Origin of the sequence: Stenotrophomonas panacihumi (assembly GCF_001431645.1) — a bacterium.
GTDB classification, from domain to species: domain Bacteria; phylum Pseudomonadota; class Gammaproteobacteria; order Xanthomonadales; family Xanthomonadaceae; genus Stenotrophomonas_A; species Stenotrophomonas_A panacihumi.
This window is the reverse complement of sequence record NZ_LLXU01000136.1, coordinates 16,849-34,283: the sequence shown is the minus strand read 5'-3', so window position 1 is coordinate 34,283 and position 17,435 is coordinate 16,849. Positions and strand designations below refer to the sequence as shown.

At 69.7% G+C, this 17,435-nt stretch carries 11 protein-coding genes and 1 tRNA gene; 8 read left to right on the top strand and 4 right to left on the bottom strand.

All coding sequences use genetic code 11. The annotated features are described in order from the left end of the window. Positions 1-2,852 (top strand): discoidin domain-containing protein (locus ARC20_RS18585; protein ID WP_057649357.1); only part of this gene is annotated, 2,852 nt, incomplete at its 5' end. A gap of 70 nt (positions 2,853-2,922) precedes the next feature. Here the strand turns inward: ARC20_RS18585 and ARC20_RS17470 are convergent. From ARC20_RS17470 to cydD, 3 genes are all read right to left on the bottom strand, one after another. Continuing rightward, entirely contained in the window at positions 2,923-3,729 is an 807-nt protein-coding gene (locus tag ARC20_RS17470; protein ID WP_146165869.1) for an energy transducer TonB, read from the bottom strand. A gap of 309 nt (positions 3,730-4,038) precedes the next feature. Next, positions 4,039-5,706: a thiol reductant ABC exporter subunit CydC gene (cydC, locus tag ARC20_RS17465; RefSeq protein WP_057649355.1), complete on the bottom strand. Its 1,668-nt coding sequence runs from the start codon at positions 5,704-5,706 to the stop codon at positions 4,039-4,041. Then, positions 5,703-7,415 carry a thiol reductant ABC exporter subunit CydD gene (cydD, locus tag ARC20_RS17460; protein ID WP_057649354.1) on the bottom strand — a complete coding sequence of 571 codons (1,713 nt, stop codon included), beginning with the start codon at positions 7,413-7,415 and terminating at the stop codon, positions 5,703-5,705. The genes cydC and cydD overlap by 4 nt, the downstream gene beginning before the upstream one ends. A 186-nt stretch (positions 7,416-7,601) precedes the next feature. Here cydD and ARC20_RS17455 point away from each other — a divergent pair, with 186 nt between their 5' ends. From ARC20_RS17455 to ARC20_RS17435, 5 genes are all read left to right on the top strand, one after another. After that, positions 7,602-9,194 carry a cytochrome ubiquinol oxidase subunit I gene (locus ARC20_RS17455; protein ID WP_057649353.1) on the top strand — a complete coding sequence of 531 codons (1,593 nt, stop codon included), beginning with the start codon at positions 7,602-7,604 and terminating at the stop codon, positions 9,192-9,194. Positions 9,195-9,210: 16 nt separating this feature from the next. Further along, positions 9,211-10,362 (top strand): cytochrome d ubiquinol oxidase subunit II, encoded by a 1,152-nt coding sequence (gene cydB / locus ARC20_RS17450; protein WP_057649352.1) that lies wholly within the window; start codon positions 9,211-9,213, stop codon positions 10,360-10,362. 45 nt (positions 10,363-10,407) lie between these two features. After that, complete coding sequence (gene cydX, locus ARC20_RS17445; RefSeq protein WP_057649351.1) at positions 10,408-10,515, top strand: cytochrome bd-I oxidase subunit CydX; 108 nt, start codon at positions 10,408-10,410, stop codon at positions 10,513-10,515. 60 nt (positions 10,516-10,575) lie between these two features. Next, positions 10,576-10,652: transfer RNA gene (locus ARC20_RS17440), tRNA-Pro, on the top strand. A 145-nt stretch (positions 10,653-10,797) separates the two neighbouring features. Next, positions 10,798-11,274: a cysteine dioxygenase gene (locus ARC20_RS17435; protein ID WP_057649350.1), complete on the top strand. Its 477-nt coding sequence runs from the start codon at positions 10,798-10,800 to the stop codon at positions 11,272-11,274. Between the two features lie 42 nt (positions 11,275-11,316). On the opposite strand, the gene ARC20_RS17430 is transcribed toward ARC20_RS17435, so the two are convergent. Continuing rightward, positions 11,317-13,224 carry a CocE/NonD family hydrolase gene (locus ARC20_RS17430; RefSeq protein ID WP_057649349.1) on the bottom strand — a complete coding sequence of 636 codons (1,908 nt, stop codon included), beginning with the start codon at positions 13,222-13,224 and terminating at the stop codon, positions 11,317-11,319. 387 nt (positions 13,225-13,611) lie between these two features. Between ARC20_RS17430 and ARC20_RS17425 the strand changes: the two genes are divergently transcribed. Together ARC20_RS17425 and pgaB are read left to right on the top strand one after the other, a co-directional pair. Next, positions 13,612-15,555, top strand: coding sequence for a tetratricopeptide repeat protein (locus tag ARC20_RS17425; protein WP_057649348.1), 1,944 nt, complete (start codon positions 13,612-13,614; stop codon positions 15,553-15,555). Further along, positions 15,552-17,435, top strand: coding sequence for a poly-beta-1,6-N-acetyl-D-glucosamine N-deacetylase PgaB (gene pgaB, locus ARC20_RS17420; RefSeq protein WP_057649347.1), 1,884 nt, complete (start codon positions 15,552-15,554; stop codon positions 17,433-17,435). Before ARC20_RS17425 ends, pgaB begins: the two co-directional genes overlap by 4 nt.

Genomic DNA, 17,435 nt, shown 5'->3' with positions numbered 1-17,435 from the left:
GCTTCGCGGTCGGCTATCGCATCCAGGCCTCGCGCGACGGACAACAGTGGGACGACGTCTACACCAGCACCGACTCGCGTGGCGCCACCGATTCCCTCTTCTTCCCCCCCCGCCCTGCCCGCTATCTCCGCCTGGCCAGCCCCGAGCGCACCGCGGACTGGGGCGTGTCGGTACTGGAGTTCGAACCGCTCGATGCCCGCTCGGCCGCCCGCCTGCAAGGCGTCGACAGCGAGGCGGCGCAAGTCTGGGAAGGTCGCGGTGCGCCGCTCGCCCTGCCCGGCACCGACGCCGGCGCGCGGACGCTGCAGATCGACCTGCCGCGCGCCGATCCGATCGCCGGATTGGAGGTGTGGTGGGCCGGCCCGCGCAACGGCGCCAGGCTGCAGGCACGCACGCGCGATGGCGCCTGGCGCGATGTCGCCAGCGATCCCGGCCACACCGGCGAGGTCTCCTTCCTCGCCGCCGCCGAGGCTTTCGAGCCCACCAGCCTGCGGCTGATCGCCGGGCTCGAAGGCCCGGCACCGAAGATTCGCCGCCTGCGCCTGCTCGGCCCCGAACAGCTGATGACCGCGACCAAGCGCATGGAGATCCTCGCCGGGCGCGACAACGCCGCGCTGTTCCCCGCGCAGCTGCATCAGCAGCAGGTCTACTGGACCGTGGTCGGCGTACCGGCCGGACAGCAGAAATCGATCTTCGACGAATTCGGCAACCTCGAAGCCTTCAAGGGCGCGCCGATGGTGCAGGCCCTCTGGCATGACGCGCAGGGCGCCGTCGGCGCCGAAGGCTCGGCGCGCACGCAATCGCTGCGCGAGGGCTGGATGCCCATGCCCAGCGTGCAGTGGCAGGCGCGCGAGCACCTGCGCATCCGCAACGACGCGATGGCGATCACCGAGGCGAACGGCCAGCCCATCACCCTGGTGCGCTACCGGATCGAAAACACCGGCAGCGCGCCTGCGCAAGGCACGTTCTCGCTGCTGGTGCGGCCGATCCAGGTCAATCCGCCATGGCAGCACGGCGGGGTTTCGCCGATCACGCACGTCACCCTCGAAGGCGGCGCGGATGCTACCGACGTGCGCGTCAACCAGCGCGTGTTGCTGTCGGCGCTGTCGCCGGTGGATGCCGCGGGAACGAGTGGCTTCGGCGCGCATGGCGAGGACGAGCCGACCGCGCAGGTCGCCGCCGGTCGCGTGCCCGAGGCGCGCGCGTCATCCGACGCCGACGGCCTGGCCTCGGCGGTGCTGGCGTATCGCGTGTCGCTGGCGCCGGGTGCGCATCGCGACGTGGTGGTCGCGCTGCCGCTGGGCACTTCGCCGCGTGATGCGAAGACGAACGAATTGCCGCCGGCCGCGCCGGTGGATCGCACGCGCTGGCGCCAGGACGCCGGCATCGCCTTCGACCACGCGGCCGACCAGCTCGCCCGCGAATGGCGCGGACGGTTCGGCGACATCGGCCTGCGCCTGCCCGACGAATCGCTGGTGGACATGCTGCGCGCGCAGGGCGCGTACATGCTGCTCAACCAGACCGGTCCGGCGATGCAGCCGGGCCCGCGCAACTACAACCGCTCCTTCATCCGCGATGGCGCGGCCACGGCCTCGGCCCTGCTGCGCATGGGCCAGCCGAAGATCGCCCGCGACTACCTGCGCTGGTATTCGGACCACGCAGTGCATGAGAACGGACTGGTATCGCCCATCCTCAACGCGGACGGCAGCGTCAACCGCGGCTTCGGTTCGGACATCGAGTACGACAGCCAGGGCGAGTACATCAACCTGGTCGCCGACGTGGCCCGGCTCGATGGCGGCGCCGAATCGGTGCGCGATTACCTGCCCAAGGTGATCGCCGCGATGCGCTTCATACAGGAACTGCGCGAGCGCACGCTGGTGCCCGGCTACATGGCCGACCAGCCGGCGCCGGAGCGCTTCGCCGGCATCATCGCCCCGTCGATCAGCCACGAGGGCTATTCCAGCCCGACCCACAGCTACTGGGACGACTATTGGGCACTCAAGGGCTGGCAGGACGGCGCATGGCTGGCCGCGCAGCTCGGCGACGAGAAGACCGCCGCCTGGGCGCGCGAGCAGTACGCGCTGTTGCGTGATTCGGTCGCCGCGTCGATCCGCGCGACAATTGCGTGGAAGCACGGCGAGGTGATGCCGGCCTCGGCCGACCTGGGCGACGGCGATCCCACCAGCGTGTCCATCGCGCTCGACCCCACCGGCCAGCAGGCACTGTTGCCCGAGCCGCAGTTGACCACCACCTTCGACCGCTACCTCGCCGACGTGCGCTCGCGCGAACAGCCCGATGCGCTGTTCGCCTACACGCCCTACGAGATGCGCAACGTGCTCACCTATGTGCACCTGAACCGCGTGGACGATGCGCAGGAGTTGTTGTCGCTGCTGATGGCGCATCGTCGCCCGCTGCCATGGCATGTGCTGGCCGAGGTGGTGCATTCGCGCTTGCGTTATCCGGGCTATCTCGGCGACATGCCGCACACGTGGATCGGTGCGGAATACGCGCGCACGCTCTACGGCATGCTGATGCGCGAGGAGGACGACGCGCTCGTCCTGCTGCCCGGTACGCCGCTTTCCTGGCTGGCCGGCGAGGGCCTGGCAATCGACGGCCTGCCGACCGCCTTCGGCAGTCTCGGCCTGCAGGCCCGGCAATCCGCGGGCCAGCTGCATCTGACGCTGGCAAAGGGGCTGCACGCCTCCACGCGCGTGCGGGTGGTCTGGCCGAACCGACAGCGTCCGCAGGAAGTCCGCGTCGATGGGCGCCCGGTCACGTCCTACGATGCGAGCGGCATCGTGCTTTCCGCGCCGTTCCACACCCTCGAGGCGCGCTGGGCGCCCTCGCACTGACCATCCATGTCCGCTGACGAAAGGAGAAGGCCCCGCGACACCGGGGCCTTCCCAGCCGCCGTTGGCCGGCTCAGCCGCCGCTGCCGGCGTCCATGAAGCTGACCGGGGAATCCAGCGCCACGGTGCTGTCGACCAGATAGGGCTGGGCGGCGGCCACGCACGCGGGATTCAACTGTTCGCCGAGCTGCCGGGCCTGTCGCTCGGCTTCCTCGCGGCGCTTGAGTTCGCGCCGCGGCGTGCTTTGCGCCGCCAGGTTCATCCGCACGGGCGTCTGCAGGTGCGTGGTGACGGCTTGGCCATCGATGCGCTCGGGCTGGAACTTCTGCTCGCTGGCCCACTGCTTCATCGAGCGCTCGAACCACGGCCGGAAGCGTTCGGGCACCGAGTCCTCGAAGCCGACCGACTCCAGCTTGCCGCGTCCATTGGGCTGCACCGCATAGCTCACCTGCAGCGTCGTATCGATGCCCTGTTGCAGCAACGAATTGGGCGGCACCGGCGGCGAGAACGAAAACGCCTCCGGCTGCAGCGGCCCGTTGGCGATGTATCCGACGCTCAGGCGCATGTTGCCGTCATCGGGCACCAGGCAAGCGGCCACCCGCACCCAGGTCGTGGCGCTCACCGCCGCGCCCTCTTTCATCGGCGGATGGAAGCGCCATCCCCCGACCTGTTTCTCGACGGCCTCGCGCAACACCACGGGCAACTTGCCATCGGCGCTCGCCACGATGTGGCCATCGGGCGCGACATCGGCGCGCACCTGCAGGTACAACAACTGCGGCGCAGCGGCCGCTGGCGGCGCGCCCTCATCGGCCCAAACGGGCAGACCCAGCACACAACACACCACTGCCAAGCCGGTACCCGACCAAGTCTTCCTCGACATATCAAAACTCCATCCCCATGGAAGCCCGATGATGAAGCCGACCATTCCGGCAAAGCAAGGCGCGCAGCAGAAACGCTCCTCATGACCGGTCGCGCAGATCCGAAGGGTCTGCGGGGGCTGAACCGTTTCGGGACCGTTGGCGACATGGATGTCGCCGACGAGCCCCCATGGATGGGTTCACGGCGTGTCCCGAAAGGGTTCAGCCCCCGCAGGCCGTGCAAGATCAACGCGAGCCGATCCACATCGAAGGCCAACAAGAATCAGACCCGCGCCTTGGCCCAAAAAAAGCCGGCCGCAGGCCAAGAAAAATCACCCCACCTCCAACCGCCCATCAAGCATCCGATACGCCACATGCACCACCCCATCAGGCACAACCCCATGCGTGATCATCAACAAACTGCGCCCTTCCAGCGCGGCGGCGAGATCCACGAGCAACGCATCGGCCGTATCCACATCCAACCCATCGGTAGGCTCATCGAGCACCAGCAGCGGCGCCTCGCGCAACAACGCCCGCCCCAGCGCCAACCGCCGCGCCTGCCCGGCCGACAGCGTCGCCCCGTTCTCCCCGACCCATGTCTCCAAACCTTCGCGCTCGCGCGCCCACGCCTCCAGCCGCAACTGCGCCAACACCCGCCATAGCGCCGCATCGTCGGCCTCGGGACACCCGATGCGCAGGTTCTCCGCCACGCTGCCAGCGAACACCGGCGCGTTCTGCGGCATCCACGCCACCTGCCGATGCCAATCGGCCTGCGCGAACGCCGCCAGCGGCACCCCGCCATAGCGCACCGCGCCGCCCTGCGGATCGAACAACCGCAACACCAGCGCCGCCAGCGTGCTCTTGCCGCCGCCGCTGTCGCCGCCGATGGCGATGCGCTCGCCGGGCCGCACCACCAGGTCCAACCCGTCGAGCACCGGCCGCTGCGCGCCCGGCCACGCGAACACCACCTGTTCGAAACGCAACTCGCCGCGTGCCGGCACCGCCACCGGCGCCGCCGGATCCACCACCCCCGGCGCGACTTCCACCACCTCGTCCAACCGCTGCGCCGCCACGCGTCCCGCCGCCAGCGCCTGCCAGGCCAACCCGGCGCCGGCCCACACCTCCAGCAGCGCCAGCGTCATGAATACCAACGCGGCCGCCATCTCCGGCGCCAACACGCCCCGGGCCGACGCCGCCAGCGTCAGCCACAACATTCCGACCAACCCCGCCGCGCCGCACGCACCATGCAGCCACTGCCCGGCGATCAACCGTCGACGCCGCCGGCGATCGCCCTCGCCCACCGCGTCGGCGGCCGCTTCCACGCGATGGATCCAGGCGGCGGTCGCGTCCAGCGCGGCCAGGTCCGCCGCACCTTCCAACCCTTCGAACGCCAGCGTGCGCAACGCCATCCGCTGCGAGGCCCGCGCCGCCTCGCGTTCGCGCGCACCGCGCGCCACCTGCCACGGCACCAGCACGCCGATGGCCAACGCCAACGCCGTCAACAGGCCCGCCGCCGGCAGGTAGATCCACGCCGCCGCCGCGATCCCGGCCACGCCGATGGCCATCAATGCCGCCAGCGGGGCCAGCGCGCGCACCACCAGCCCGTCGACCTCGGCGATGTCCGACATCAACCGCGCGAGCAAATCACCGATGCGGCGCGCGCCCAGCCGCGCCGGCGCCAGCGGCAAGGCGCGGCGGAAGAACCACACGCGCAGGTCGCGCGCGATGCGCAGCGTCGCATCGTGGCCGACCAGCTTCTCGGCATAGCGCGAGCCGATGCGCGCCATCGTCAGCCCGCGCACGCCGGCCGAAGGCGAGAAGAAATTGAAATCCGCCGCCAGGCCGGCCGCCAGCGCGGTAGCGACCAGGAAGCCGCCGGACAGCGACAACAGCCCCACGCCGGCCAGCATGGTCAGCCACACCAGCAGCGCGCACAGCAGCAGCCGCCCACGATGTCGCGCGAAGATGCCCCACAAGCCGTCGGTTTCGCGAAGCCTCATGCCGTCACCTCCATCGGCAGGGCGTGGCCCGGCAGCGTCACCACCGCATCGGCCCATGCACGCACCGCCGCGCTGTGCGTGGCCACGATCACCGCGCGTTCGCGGGCAAACGCGCCCAGCGTGTCGAGCAGATCGGCCTCGGTGCCTGCGTCGAGGAAGGCGGTGGGTTCGTCGAGCAGCAGCAGATCCGGCTCGCGCAGCAGCAGCCGCGCCAGCGCGATGCGCCGCGCCTCGCCGCCGGACAGCCCGAAGCCGCGCTCGCCGATCATCGTATCCAGCCCCTGCGGCAAACGCGTGGCGAAGCGCATCACCTGCGCCGCTTCCGCCACGGCCTGCAGACGCTGCGCGCTCACGCCGGGCGCGGCCAGGCGCAGGTTGTCGGCGATGCTGCCGTGGAAAAGATAAGGCCGCTGCCCCGCATAGCCCACGCGCAGCCCCGGGCGCCGCACGATGCGCCCCCCGCGCGGCGTCGACCAGCCGGCCAGCGCCTCGAGCACGGTGCTCTTGCCGCTGCCGCTGGGGCCGACCAGCGCCAGCCGGCGTCCGCTCGCGATCTCCAGCGAGAGATCCGTCACCACGTCGAATGCGCCGCCCGGCGGGCGCAGGCGCAGCGCATGCGCGGACAGTAGCGGTCCACGCACCTGCGCCAGCTCCTGCTCGCGCGCCACGTCCCCTGCGGCGACGGGCGACGGCATGGCGTCCGGGCCGAGCAGGCGCTCCACCTCGGCCATGGCGGCCAGCGCGTTGGCGCGGTCGTGGTAATGCGCGGCCAATCGACGCAGGGGCCCATAGAACTCCGGCGCCAGCATCAGGCAGAACACGCCGATGCCGAGGCTGCCCGCGCCATGGCCGCCGAGCATGCCGAGGTAGCCCAGGCCGAGGTACAGCGCGACCATCGCCACGCTGGCCGAAGCGAAGAACTCCAGCACCGTGGAGGACAGGAAGGCGATGCGCAGCACCTTGAGCGTGCGCACGCGCACGCCTTCGGCAGCGTCGCGGATGCCGGCCAGTTCGGCCTCGCCCCGCCCGTACAGGCGCAGCAGGCCCAGGCCCTTGAGGCGGTCGGCGAAATGCCCGCCCATCCGCGCCAACGCCTGCAACTGGTGGCGGCCGGCAGCTTCGGCGCCCCAGCCCACCAGCATCATGAATACGGGAATCAGCGGCGCGGTACACAGCAGGATCACCCCGACTACCGGCTCGACGGGAAACACTGCCAGCAGGATCGCCAGCGGCACCACCGCCACTTCCACGCGCGCGGGCAGGTAGCCGGTGTAGTAGCCCTCCAGCGCCTCGCCATGCGCCAGCAGCAATTCGCCGAGCTCGCCGGTGCGCTGGCGCCGCAGCCACAGCGGGCCGCGCGCCATCAGCTGGCGATAGACGCTGCCGCGCAAGGCGCGACGCGCCACGTCGGCCACCGCGCCGGCCGCCCCCTGCGCCCAGGTGGACAGCAGCAGGCGCGCGAGCAGCACCAGCGCCAGCACGGCGAACGGGACGGCCAGGCTGGCCAGCGGGCGGTGCGCGATGAAGACCGATTGCACCAGCCAGGCGATCAATCCGGCCTGGGCGATCACCCCCACCCCGGACAGGGCCACCGCCACGGCGGCGGCGCGTTGCCGGCCGCGGGCGCCGGCGGCGAGTTCGGCCAGGCGCGCGGTGCGCTGGCGGCGGAGCTGGGCGGTATCGGCGTGAAGCGGGCTGTCGGCGTCCAATGCGCTCTCGGCAGGCTGACGGCAGGGACCCCGATTGTATGCGGCGCATGTGCGCGGCGCGGGGCAGTGGGGCCACGAAGGGTGCCCGTCGCGACCACATGCCGCATTGATCTGGATCAACGCCGGGCGCACCATCGGCGACGGATCATTCGCCCAGCTCCCAACCGTCCAAAGGACGCCAAAGCCATGATCGACATGACTGTCGTCGACCTCTCACGGCTGCAGTTCGCACTGACCGTGATGTACCACTTCCTGTTTGTTCCCCTCACCCTCGGACTCTCCTTCATGATCGCGATCATGGAGAGCGTCTATGTCATGACCGGCCGCGAGGTCTGGCGGCGCATGACGATCTTCTGGGGCGTGCTGTTCGGCATCAACTTCGCCATGGGTGTCGGTACCGGCATCGTCATGGAGTTCCAGTTCGGCATGAACTGGTCGTACTACAGCCACTACGTCGGCGACATCTTCGGCGCACCGCTGGCCATCGAGGGCCTGATGGCCTTCTTCCTGGAAGCCACGTTCATCGGCCTGTTCTTCTTCGGCTGGAACCGGCTCTCGCGCGTGCAGCACCTCACGGTCACCTGGCTGATGGCGCTGGGCACCAACCTGTCGGCGCTGTGGATCCTCATCGCCAACGGCTGGATGCAGAACCCCACCGGCGCGGTGTTCAACCCGGACACCATGCGCATGGAAGTCGTCGACTTCATGGCGGTGCTGTTCAACCCGGTGGCGCAGGCCAAGTTCGTGCACACGGTATCGGCCGGTTACGTCACCGGCGCGGTGTTCGTGATGTCGATCAGCGCCTTCTACCTGCTGCGCGGCAAGCACCGCGACGTGGCGCGGCGCTCGTTCGCCGTCGCCGCGGCGTTCGGCCTGTTCTCCTCGCTGTCGGTGGTGGTGCTCGGTGACGAGAGCGGTTACGCCGCCAACGAACACCAGAAGATGAAGCTGGCCGCGATCGAAGCGATGTGGGAGACCGAACAGGCCCCCGCCGACTTCACCGCCTTCGGCATCCCGAACCAGAAGACGCAGCGCAACGATTTCGCCATCAAGGTGCCCTACCTGATGGGCCTGATCGCCACGCGTTCGTTGAACACGCCGATCCCGGGCATCCTGGAACTGGTCGGGCGCGCCGAACACCGCATCCGCGGCGGCCAGCTCGCCTACGGGGCACTGGAACGCCTGCGCAAGGACAAGAACGACGTCGAGGCGCGCGAGATGTTCGACCGCCACTGGCAGGATCTTGGCCACGGCCTGCTGCTCAAGCGTTACCGCGAGGACATCCTCAACGCCACGCCCGAGCAGATCTCGCAGGCGGCCATGGACACCGTGCCCACCGTGGCGCCGCTGTTCTGGACGTTCCGCATCATGGCCGGCATCGGCTTCTACCTGATCGCCTTCTTCGCCATCGCGTTCTGGTTCTCGTGCAAGCACAACTTCGAGGACAAGAAGTGGTTCCTGAAGCTGGCGCTGTGGACGCTGCCGCTGCCGTGGATCGCCATCGAGTGCGGCTGGTTCGTGGCCGAGTACGGCCGCCAGCCGTGGGCGGTGGAAGGCGTGCTGCCGACGTTCTATGCCGCTTCGGGCCTGGCCTTGCACCAGATCCTCACCACGCTGTGCGGCTTCGTGCTGCTCTACACCGTGCTGATGGTCATCGAGATCAAGCTGATGCTCAAGGCGGTCAGGCACGGCCCGGACGAGCTGCTGCCTTCGCTGCAGGCCCCCAAGTCGCCCAACGCCCCCCTCAGCACCGAAGCGCTTGCCGGCGGCCAGCCGTAAGCGCAGGAGACTACTCATGGATTTCGTACTGCTCGACTACACCACGCTGCGGGTGATCTGGTGGCTGCTGCTCGGCATCCTGCTGATCGGCTTCGCGGTGATGGATGGCTTCGACCTGGGCGTGGGCACGCTGCTGCCCTTCGTCGCCCGCAACGACGCCGAACGCCGGCTGGTGGTCAACACCATCGGCCCGGTCTGGGAAGGCAACCAGGTGTGGCTGATCCTGGGCGGCGGCGCGATCTTCGCCGCCTGGCCGCCGCTGTATGCGGTGAGCTTCTCCGGGTTCTACCTGGCGATGTTCCTGATCCTGTTCGCGCTGATCCTGCGCCCGGTCGGCTTCAAGTACCGCGGCAAGCTGCCCAGCCAGCGCTGGCGCAACAACTGGGACTGGGCGCTGTTCATCGGCGGCTTCATCCCGGCGCTGATCATGGGCGTGGCGGTGGGCAACGTGCTGCTCGGCGTGCCGTACCACTTCGACGACAGCATGCGGGTGTTCTACACCGGCAGCTTCTTCGGCCTGCTGATGCCGTTCGCCCTGCTGGCCGGCCTGCTCAGCGTGTCGATGCTGGTGGCGCACGGCGCGGCGATGCTGGTCATCAAGACCGACGGCCCGGTGGCCGAACGTTCGGCGCGCTACGGCGCCCTCGCCGCGCTGCTGGCCTTCGTGCTGTTCGCCCTGGGCGGCGTGTGGGTGGCCTTCGGCCTGCCGGGCTACGAGGTGACGTCCACGCAGGTGACCGATGCGGCGAGCAACCCGCTGCTGAAGACGGTGGTGACGGGCGCGACGGGTGGCTGGATGCACAACTACCAGACCATGCCGCTGACGCTGCTGGCGCCGCTGGCCGGGCTGGTCGGCCTGCTCGGCAGCGCGGCGCTGCTGAAGGCGCGTCGCGGCGGCCTGGCATTCATCTCCTCGGCGGTGGCCATCGCCGGCATCATCCTCACGGTGGGCTTTGCGATCTTCCCGTTCCTGCTGCCGTCGAGCAGCGTGCCGGGCTCGAGCCTGACGGTGTGGGATGGCTCCAGCAGCCACCTGACCCTGTGGATCATGCTGCTGGCCACCGTGGTGTTCCTGCCGATCATCCTGGCCTACACCACGTGGGTGTACCGCGTGCTCAAGGGCAAGGTGACCGACGACGAAATGCAGCAGAACCCCAACGCCTACTAAGCCCACGGGGCGCGCCCGGCGCGCCCCTTTCGAGGAGAAAACATCATGTGGTATTTCGCCTGGATCCTCGGCACCGGCCTGGCCTCGCTGGCCGCCGTGCTCAACGGGATGTGGTTCGAGATGCGCGAGCAGGACAGCCCCCGCGGCAAGTGAAATTTTTTCGCCCGGAAGCTTGCCGAGTCCCGCTGACCTCTGTATCATGCGCGGCTCAGTCGGGGTGTAGCTCAGTCTGGTAGAGCGCTACGTTCGGGACGTAGAGGTCGCAGGTTCGAATCCTGTCTCCCCGACCAACTGAATAAAGAAAAGCCCGGAAGGCAAAACCTTCCGGGCTTTTTCTTTGTGCGTTCCGCGCGCATGCGACGCCATTGCGAGGACGACATCGCCCGCCGATCGCGTTAGGGTCTGAAAGTGGCCCGTCCACGCGAGGAGGGATGCATGAACGAAGACGCCCTGGCGAGCATGATCGCCACGCTGCGCAGCTGCCGCAGCCGCGCCGATTACCTGGCCGCGATGGCCCACTGCCATATCGGGGTGCGCGACATCGCCGCGTTCTGCCAATACGGCGAGGACGGCTACCGGCGCAACGCGCTGGACCTCACCGAGGACCATGAACTGGTGGCGATCTGCTGGCGCGACGGCCAGGCCAGCCCGGTACACAACCACGGCAGCTCGCAGTGCTGCGTGCGCGTGCTGCAGGGCGCGCTGGAGGAATGCCGCTACGTGCGCGCCGATGGCGCCCGGGCACCGCTGTGCGAAGCAGGTTCGTCGCGGCTGGAGCCCAGCGCGGAGACGGCCTTCGATTCGGCCGAGGATTTCCACCGGCTCACCGGCGCGCATCCGGACGGGTCGATCTCACTGCACCTGTACGTGCCGCCGCTGGCGGATTACGAGACGGTGGAGCTGCCGTCGTAGCGGCAAGGCGCCGCGACCGGTTCGGTCGCGGCGCCGGTCGCGTTACAGCACCGGCAGTTCGATGAAGCTCGGCTGCTGCGGCGTGTGCCAGATCCGCTGCGTGGCCTTCTGGTAATCGGCCGGCTGGGCGAAGTAGATGTTCGGCACGAAGGTCTGCGGGTTGCGGTCGTACAGCGGGAACAGGCTCGACTGCACCTGCACCATCACCCGATGCCCCGGCTTGAACACGTGGTTCGCGTTCGGCAGCTCGAAGCGGTACGCCAGCGGCGCGTTGCTCGCCAGCGGCTTGGCGGTCTCGAAGCCTTCGCGGTAGCGGCCGCGGAAGATCGCCAGCGACACCGGCAACTCATAGCCGCCCATCTTCGGGTCGCCCGCGTTCTCGTCCGGCGACACGTCGATCAGCTTCACCACCCAGTCGCTGTCGGTGCCGCTGGTGGAAGCCTGCAGGTTCACTACCGGCATGCCGCCGATCTTCAGCGGCTCGGTCAACGGCTCGCTGACATAGGTGAGCACGTCCTGGCGGCCTTCCACGAAGCGCTGGTCCTGCACCAGCCAGGTGGTCCACATGTCGCGGTCGCCGAAGTGCACCGGGCGCGGCACGAACGGCACCGGCTTGGCCGGGTCGGAGATGTATTCCTCGTACTCGCCCTGCCCCGCCGCCGGCGCCTGGAACGAGAGCTTGCCACCGGCGTGCAGGTACAGCGGCTTCGCCTGCGCCGCGCAGCCCTGCGCGCACGAACGCGGCCACTGCTGCAGGCGGTCCCAATGGTTTTCGCCGGTGTTGTAGATCAGCACCGGCGGCGTATCGGCCTTCGGCGCGCCATCAACCAGGTACTGGTCGAAGAACGGCCGCAACACGTCGCGGCGGAACTGGTGCGCGGTATCGCCATCGAACTTCAGCGCGCCCAGCGAACTGCCGTCGTAGTTCACCTGGCTGTGCCGCCACGGGCCCATCACCAGGTAGTTGAGCGTGTTGCCGGTATCGCGGCCTTCCATCGCCTGGTAGCTGTGGTTGGCGCCGTACATGTCCTCCTGGTCCCACAGGCCCTGCAGCCACATCGTGGGGACCTTGAGCGGCGTGTTGGCCATCACCTTGTCCAGCGCCTGCTCCTGCCAGAACGCGTCATAGGCCGGGTGCTCGGTGAGCTTGTGCCACCACGGCAGCTGCTCCAGGCCGGCGGCGCGCGCGAAATCGCCGGCCGAACCCGCGCGCAGGAAGTTGCTGTAGTCGTCGTAGCCTTCGCGCGGGATCGACACGCCCCTGCCGCGCGCGGTGAGCTGGCCGGTGAAGTAGTCGAAGTTCACCTGGCGGAAGGCGCCGTTGTTGAGCCAGTCGTCGCCCTTCCAGCCGTCGATCATCGGGCTTTCGGGCGCGGCCACCTTCAACGCCGGGTGCGGGTTGGTCAGCGCCATCACCACGGTGAAGCCTTCGTAGGAGGAGCCGATCATGCCGACCTTGCCGTTGCTCTCCGGCACGTGCTTCACCAGCCAGTCGATGGTGTCCCAGGCGTCGGTGGCGTGGTCGACCTTGGTGTTGTTGAGCGGACCGCGCAGCGGCCGGGTCATCACGTAATCGCCTTCCGAGCCGTGCTTGCCGCGGATGTCCTGGAACACGCGGATGTAGCCGCCGTCCACGAACACGTCGTCGCCCTGCGGCAGCAGGTCCTTCATGTGCGGGGAGTTGCTGCGCTCGGCGCGGCCATCGGCGTCGTACGGCGTGCGGGTGAGCAGCATCGGCGCGTTGCGCGCGCCCTTGGGCACCACGATCACGGTGTGCAGCTTCACCCCGTCGCGCATCGGGATCATCACCACGCGCTTGACGTAGTCGTACGCATCGGTGGGCGCGACGAACTTCTTGCCGGTGATGTCCGGCGTCATCGGCGCGGTCTGCGCGAAGGCGGCGGTGGGCAGGACGAACGCGATGGCGAGGCAAAGGGCAGCTGGGCGCATGTCGGCTTCCGGTGGATGATCGCCGCACTCTAGCCACAGGCCGCCCATAACGGAAGTGATACGAACAGCGCAAGTACAACTGGCGCGACGATTCAAGTGCCGTTCGTGCTTGCGAAGTGTCGAACAAACCGGGCACATCGAATCGACATCACGTTTACAGGTGAATGCGCAGGATCGTTGGCGACATCACATTGAGCTTTCAACGGATGCCGCATTTGCTCCTCCCCCCCACGCTGCTCCCGCCGCATGCGGACGCGACATAGTCCGCAGCGCGCCGCCCTCTCCCTCCTTTCCATCGCCCTGTTCGCCACATGCGCCGCACACGCGCAGGGGGACGCGCACGCCGATGAAAAGGTCGAAGACGGCGAGCTTCGCCTCCTCACCCCGATGCAGCAGGCCGAACGCCTGCGCGCCGACCGCCAGTACGTGGATGCATTGGCGATCTACGAGCGCGTGCTCGCCGCCGATCCGGGCGATCGCGGTGCGTACGCGATGCGGGCGCTGACGCTGGACGATCTCCACAGCCCGCAGCTGGCGTGGGAAGCGGTACAGCGCCATCCGGACTGGTTCAGTACGGCCGAACGCGAGCGCATCGACAACGACCGCCTCGCCTCGATCATCAGCGAGGGCGATGCCCCGCCGGTGGACCCGGCGCACCGGCTGGCGGAAACCGATCGGGCGCTGTCGCAGATCGCGGCCACCGACCGCGACGCCCCGCGGCAGACGCACTGGGAAGCCACCCGCCTGCGCGTGGATACGCTCATCGCGCTCAACCGCCGCCAGCGCCACGCCGAGGTGGTGGCGCGCTACCAGGCCCTGCGCGACGACGCCCTCGACGTGCCCGCCTATGCCTTGCCGGTGGTGGCCGATTCGATGATGGCCCTGCGCCGCCCGGAACAGGCCGAACCGTTGCTGCGCCAGGCCCTGGCCGAGGGTCATGACGACGTGGCCACGCAGCTGCTGCTGGGTTGGTCGCTGCTGGAACAGGAGCGCTTCGACGAGGCGCTGCCGCTGTTCGAGCAGCTCGCCGCGCAGCAGCCACCCTGGCCCCGGCGCGAAGGCGCCAGCAGTGGCTACGAGAACTGGGACCGCTTCTCGGCCGATCTCGCGCTGGCCTCGGCGCACGCCGCCGCGCAGGACACGCGCGGCGCCGAGCGCCTGCTGCGGGCGCTGGAACGCATCGCACCGGCCAACCCCGAGCTGCAGGCCGCCCTCGCCGCGCAGGAAGCCAACCGCGGCTGGCCGCAGGCCGCGCTGCAACGCGACCGGGTCGCCCTCACCCTGGACCCCACGCAGAAGGACGCGCGCGTGGGCGTGGTCGAAAACGAACGCGCCCTGCGCCGGCCCGACCGCGCCGAAGCGGCGATGGCGCCGCTGCGCGACGAGTACCCGGACGACCCCGGCCTGGCGCGCCTGGACGCCACGCTGTCGCGCGATCGCGGCTGGCAGGTCCACGCGGCCAGCCGCTACGGCGACAGCGACGGCGGCCATTCGCCGGTGGGTTCGCGCGATGGCGGCACCCTGCTGGAAGCGGAATCGCCCTTGATCGGCCACCGCTGGCGCCTGGGCCTGCGCGCGCAGGAAGACTGGGCCGAGCTGCCGGGCGAGCGCGTCGAACGCCGCAGCCTCGCCCTCGGCGCGCACTACCGCTACGACCGCCTCGACCTCGCCGCCTACGCCGGCCGCACGCTGGACGATTTCGGGCGCGACGCCCCCACCGCCGCGCTGGAAGCCGAGTGGCGCTTCTCCGATGCGTGGACGGCCACGTTCGCCGCCACGCGGCAGGATCCGGACGCCTCGCTGCAGGCGCGTCGCCTCGGCATCCACGCCGACGGCCTGATGGCCGGCGTGCGCTTTACGCCCTCCGACGACAGCCGCTGGACGCTGCAGGCCCGCCAGCTGCGCTACGACGACGGCAATCGCCGGCAGACGCTCGACCTCTCCGGCCTGCAACGCCTGTGGGCCGCGCCACGCCTGCGCCTGGACGGCCTGCTGTGGGCCTCGGCCGGCCGCGCCGCCGACGATCGCGTCGTGGACTACTACAACCCGCGCCGCGACGCCTCGCTCTCGGTGGGCCTGGGGCTGGAGCAGATCGGCTGGCGCCGCTACGGCCATGCCTTCCGCCAGCGCGTGGAGATCGCCGCCGGCCCCGCCTACCAAGGGGGTTACGGCACGCATTGGGTGCCCTCGCTGGCCTACCGCCACCTGTGGTCGCTGGGCGACGGGCAGGCGCTGGAATACGGCGTGCGCTGGTCGCAGCCGGTGTACGACGGCGAACGCGAGCGCTACCTGTCCTTCGACATCGACTACCGCTGGGGAGGTGCGCCATGACGCGCTGGGTCTCGATGCTGCTGTTCGCCGCCCTGTTGGCGCTCGCGTTGCCCGCGCGCGCCGGGCTGCTGGTGCTCAGCTACCACGACGTACGCGACGACGTCGCCGCCAAGGGCGATGCCGACCGCTACGCCGTGTCCACCGCCAACTTCGCCGCGCACCTGGACTGGCTGCGCACGCATGGCTACCACCCGGTGAGCGTGCAGCAGGTGCTCGACGCGCGCGCCGGCCGTGCCACACTGCCCACGCGTCCCGTGCTGCTGACCTTCGACGACGGCCTGCGCAGCGTCTACACGCGGGTGTTCCCGCTGTTGCGCGCGTACGGCTACCCGGCGCTGGTGGCGCCGGTGACGGCATGGGTGGAACTGCCGCCGGGCCAGGTCGTGCCTTATGGCCCGCGCGACTACACCGCCGCCGATTTCGTCACCTGGGCGCAGCTGCGCGAGATGCAGGACAGCGGGCTGGTGGAGATCGGCTCGCACAGCCACGACCTGCACCGCGGCGTGCCGGGCAACCCCTACGGCAACCAGACCCCGGCGGCGGTGACGCGCGAATGGCGCGGCGCGCAGGGTTACGAGGACGAAGCACAGTACCGCGCGCGCATCCAGCATGACCTCGCCACCAGCAGCACGACGCTCAAGACGCACCTGGGCCGCGCGCCGCGGGTGATCGTGTGGCCCTACGCCGCGTACAACCGCGCCACCAACGACATCGCCGCCACGCTCGGCATGACGCTGAGCTTCGACCTGGAAGGCCGCTCGCAGGAAGCCGACATCGGCCAGCGGGGCCGCGACCGCGTCGATGCGCAATCGCTGGCCAGCCTCGGCCGGCTGCTGCTGTTCAACAACCCCGACGTCAACGACCTCGCCGGGGAGCTGCGCCGCGACCTCTCGCGCGACGGCATGCGCGCGATGCAGATCGACCTGGACTACGTCTACGACCCGGACCCGGCCCAGCTGGCGCGCAACCTCGACAAGCTGGTGCAGCGGGTGAAGGACATCGGCCCGAGCCACGTCTTCCTGCAGGCTTTCGCCGACCCGGACGGCGACGGCGCCGCCGACGCGCTGTACTTCCCCAACCGCCACCTGCCCATGCGCGCGGACCTGTTCAACCGCGTCGCCTGGCAGCTGCGCACCCGCGCCGGCGTGCGCGTATTCGCCTGGTTGCCGGTGCTCGGCTACCACCTGCCCGATGCGGGCGAACAGCGCGCCCTGCAGATCGCCGCGTCCGACCCGGCCGACGTGCCGCGGCTGGACCCGGGCAATCCGCGCACGCGGGCGCTGGTCTCGGACATCTACGAAGACCTCGCCGCGAATGCCTACTTCGAAGGCCTGCTCTTCCACGACGATGCCTACCTGCGCGACGACGAGCTGCCGGCCTACGGCAATGGCGACCCCGCGCGGCGCACGCAGGGGCTGGTCGACTTCACCGCCCAGCTCAAGCAGGCCGCCGAACGCTGGCGCCCGAAGCTGGTGACCGTGCGCAACCTGTTCGCCCAGCCGGTGCTGCAGCCGCGCAGCGAGGCCTGGTTCGCGCAGACCCTGCACGCCTTCAATGCCGCCTACGACTACACCGCGCTGATGGCGATGCCACGCATGGAAGGCGCCCGCAACGGCGACCGCTGGCTGCGCCAGCTCGCGCGACGCGTCGCCGCGCAGCCGCACGCCATGGAGAAGACCCTGTTCGAGCTGCAGAGCGTGGACTGGCGCAGCGGCCAGCCGCTGCCGCCCGGCGAACTGCTGCGCCACGCGCGCCTGCTGCAGGCCGAAGGCGTGCGCCACCTCGGCTACTACCCGGACGATTTCATCGGCGGCTCGCCCGCCCTCCCGGAAGCACGCGAGGCGATGTCCGCCCGCCAGTTCCCCTACCTGGAGCGGTAA

Coding starts and splice junctions, on each gene's coding strand:
- ARC20_RS17455 (WP_057649353.1), top strand. CDS start 7,602: ATGATCGACATGACTGTCGTCGACCTCTCACGGCTGCAGTTCGCACTG.
- ARC20_RS17470 (WP_146165869.1), bottom strand. CDS start 3,729: ATGTCGAGGAAGACTTGGTCGGGTACCGGCTTGGCAGTGGTGTGTTGT.
- cydX (WP_057649351.1), top strand. CDS start 10,408: ATGTGGTATTTCGCCTGGATCCTCGGCACCGGCCTGGCCTCGCTGGCC.
- cydB (WP_057649352.1), top strand. CDS start 9,211: ATGGATTTCGTACTGCTCGACTACACCACGCTGCGGGTGATCTGGTGG.
- ARC20_RS17435 (WP_057649350.1), top strand. CDS start 10,798: ATGAACGAAGACGCCCTGGCGAGCATGATCGCCACGCTGCGCAGCTGC.
- ARC20_RS17425 (WP_057649348.1), top strand. CDS start 13,612: ATGCAGCAGGCCGAACGCCTGCGCGCCGACCGCCAGTACGTGGATGCA.
- cydC (WP_057649355.1), bottom strand. CDS start 5,706: ATGAGGCTTCGCGAAACCGACGGCTTGTGGGGCATCTTCGCGCGACAT.
- ARC20_RS17430 (WP_057649349.1), bottom strand. CDS start 13,224: ATGCGCCCAGCTGCCCTTTGCCTCGCCATCGCGTTCGTCCTGCCCACC.
- pgaB (WP_057649347.1), top strand. CDS start 15,552: ATGACGCGCTGGGTCTCGATGCTGCTGTTCGCCGCCCTGTTGGCGCTC.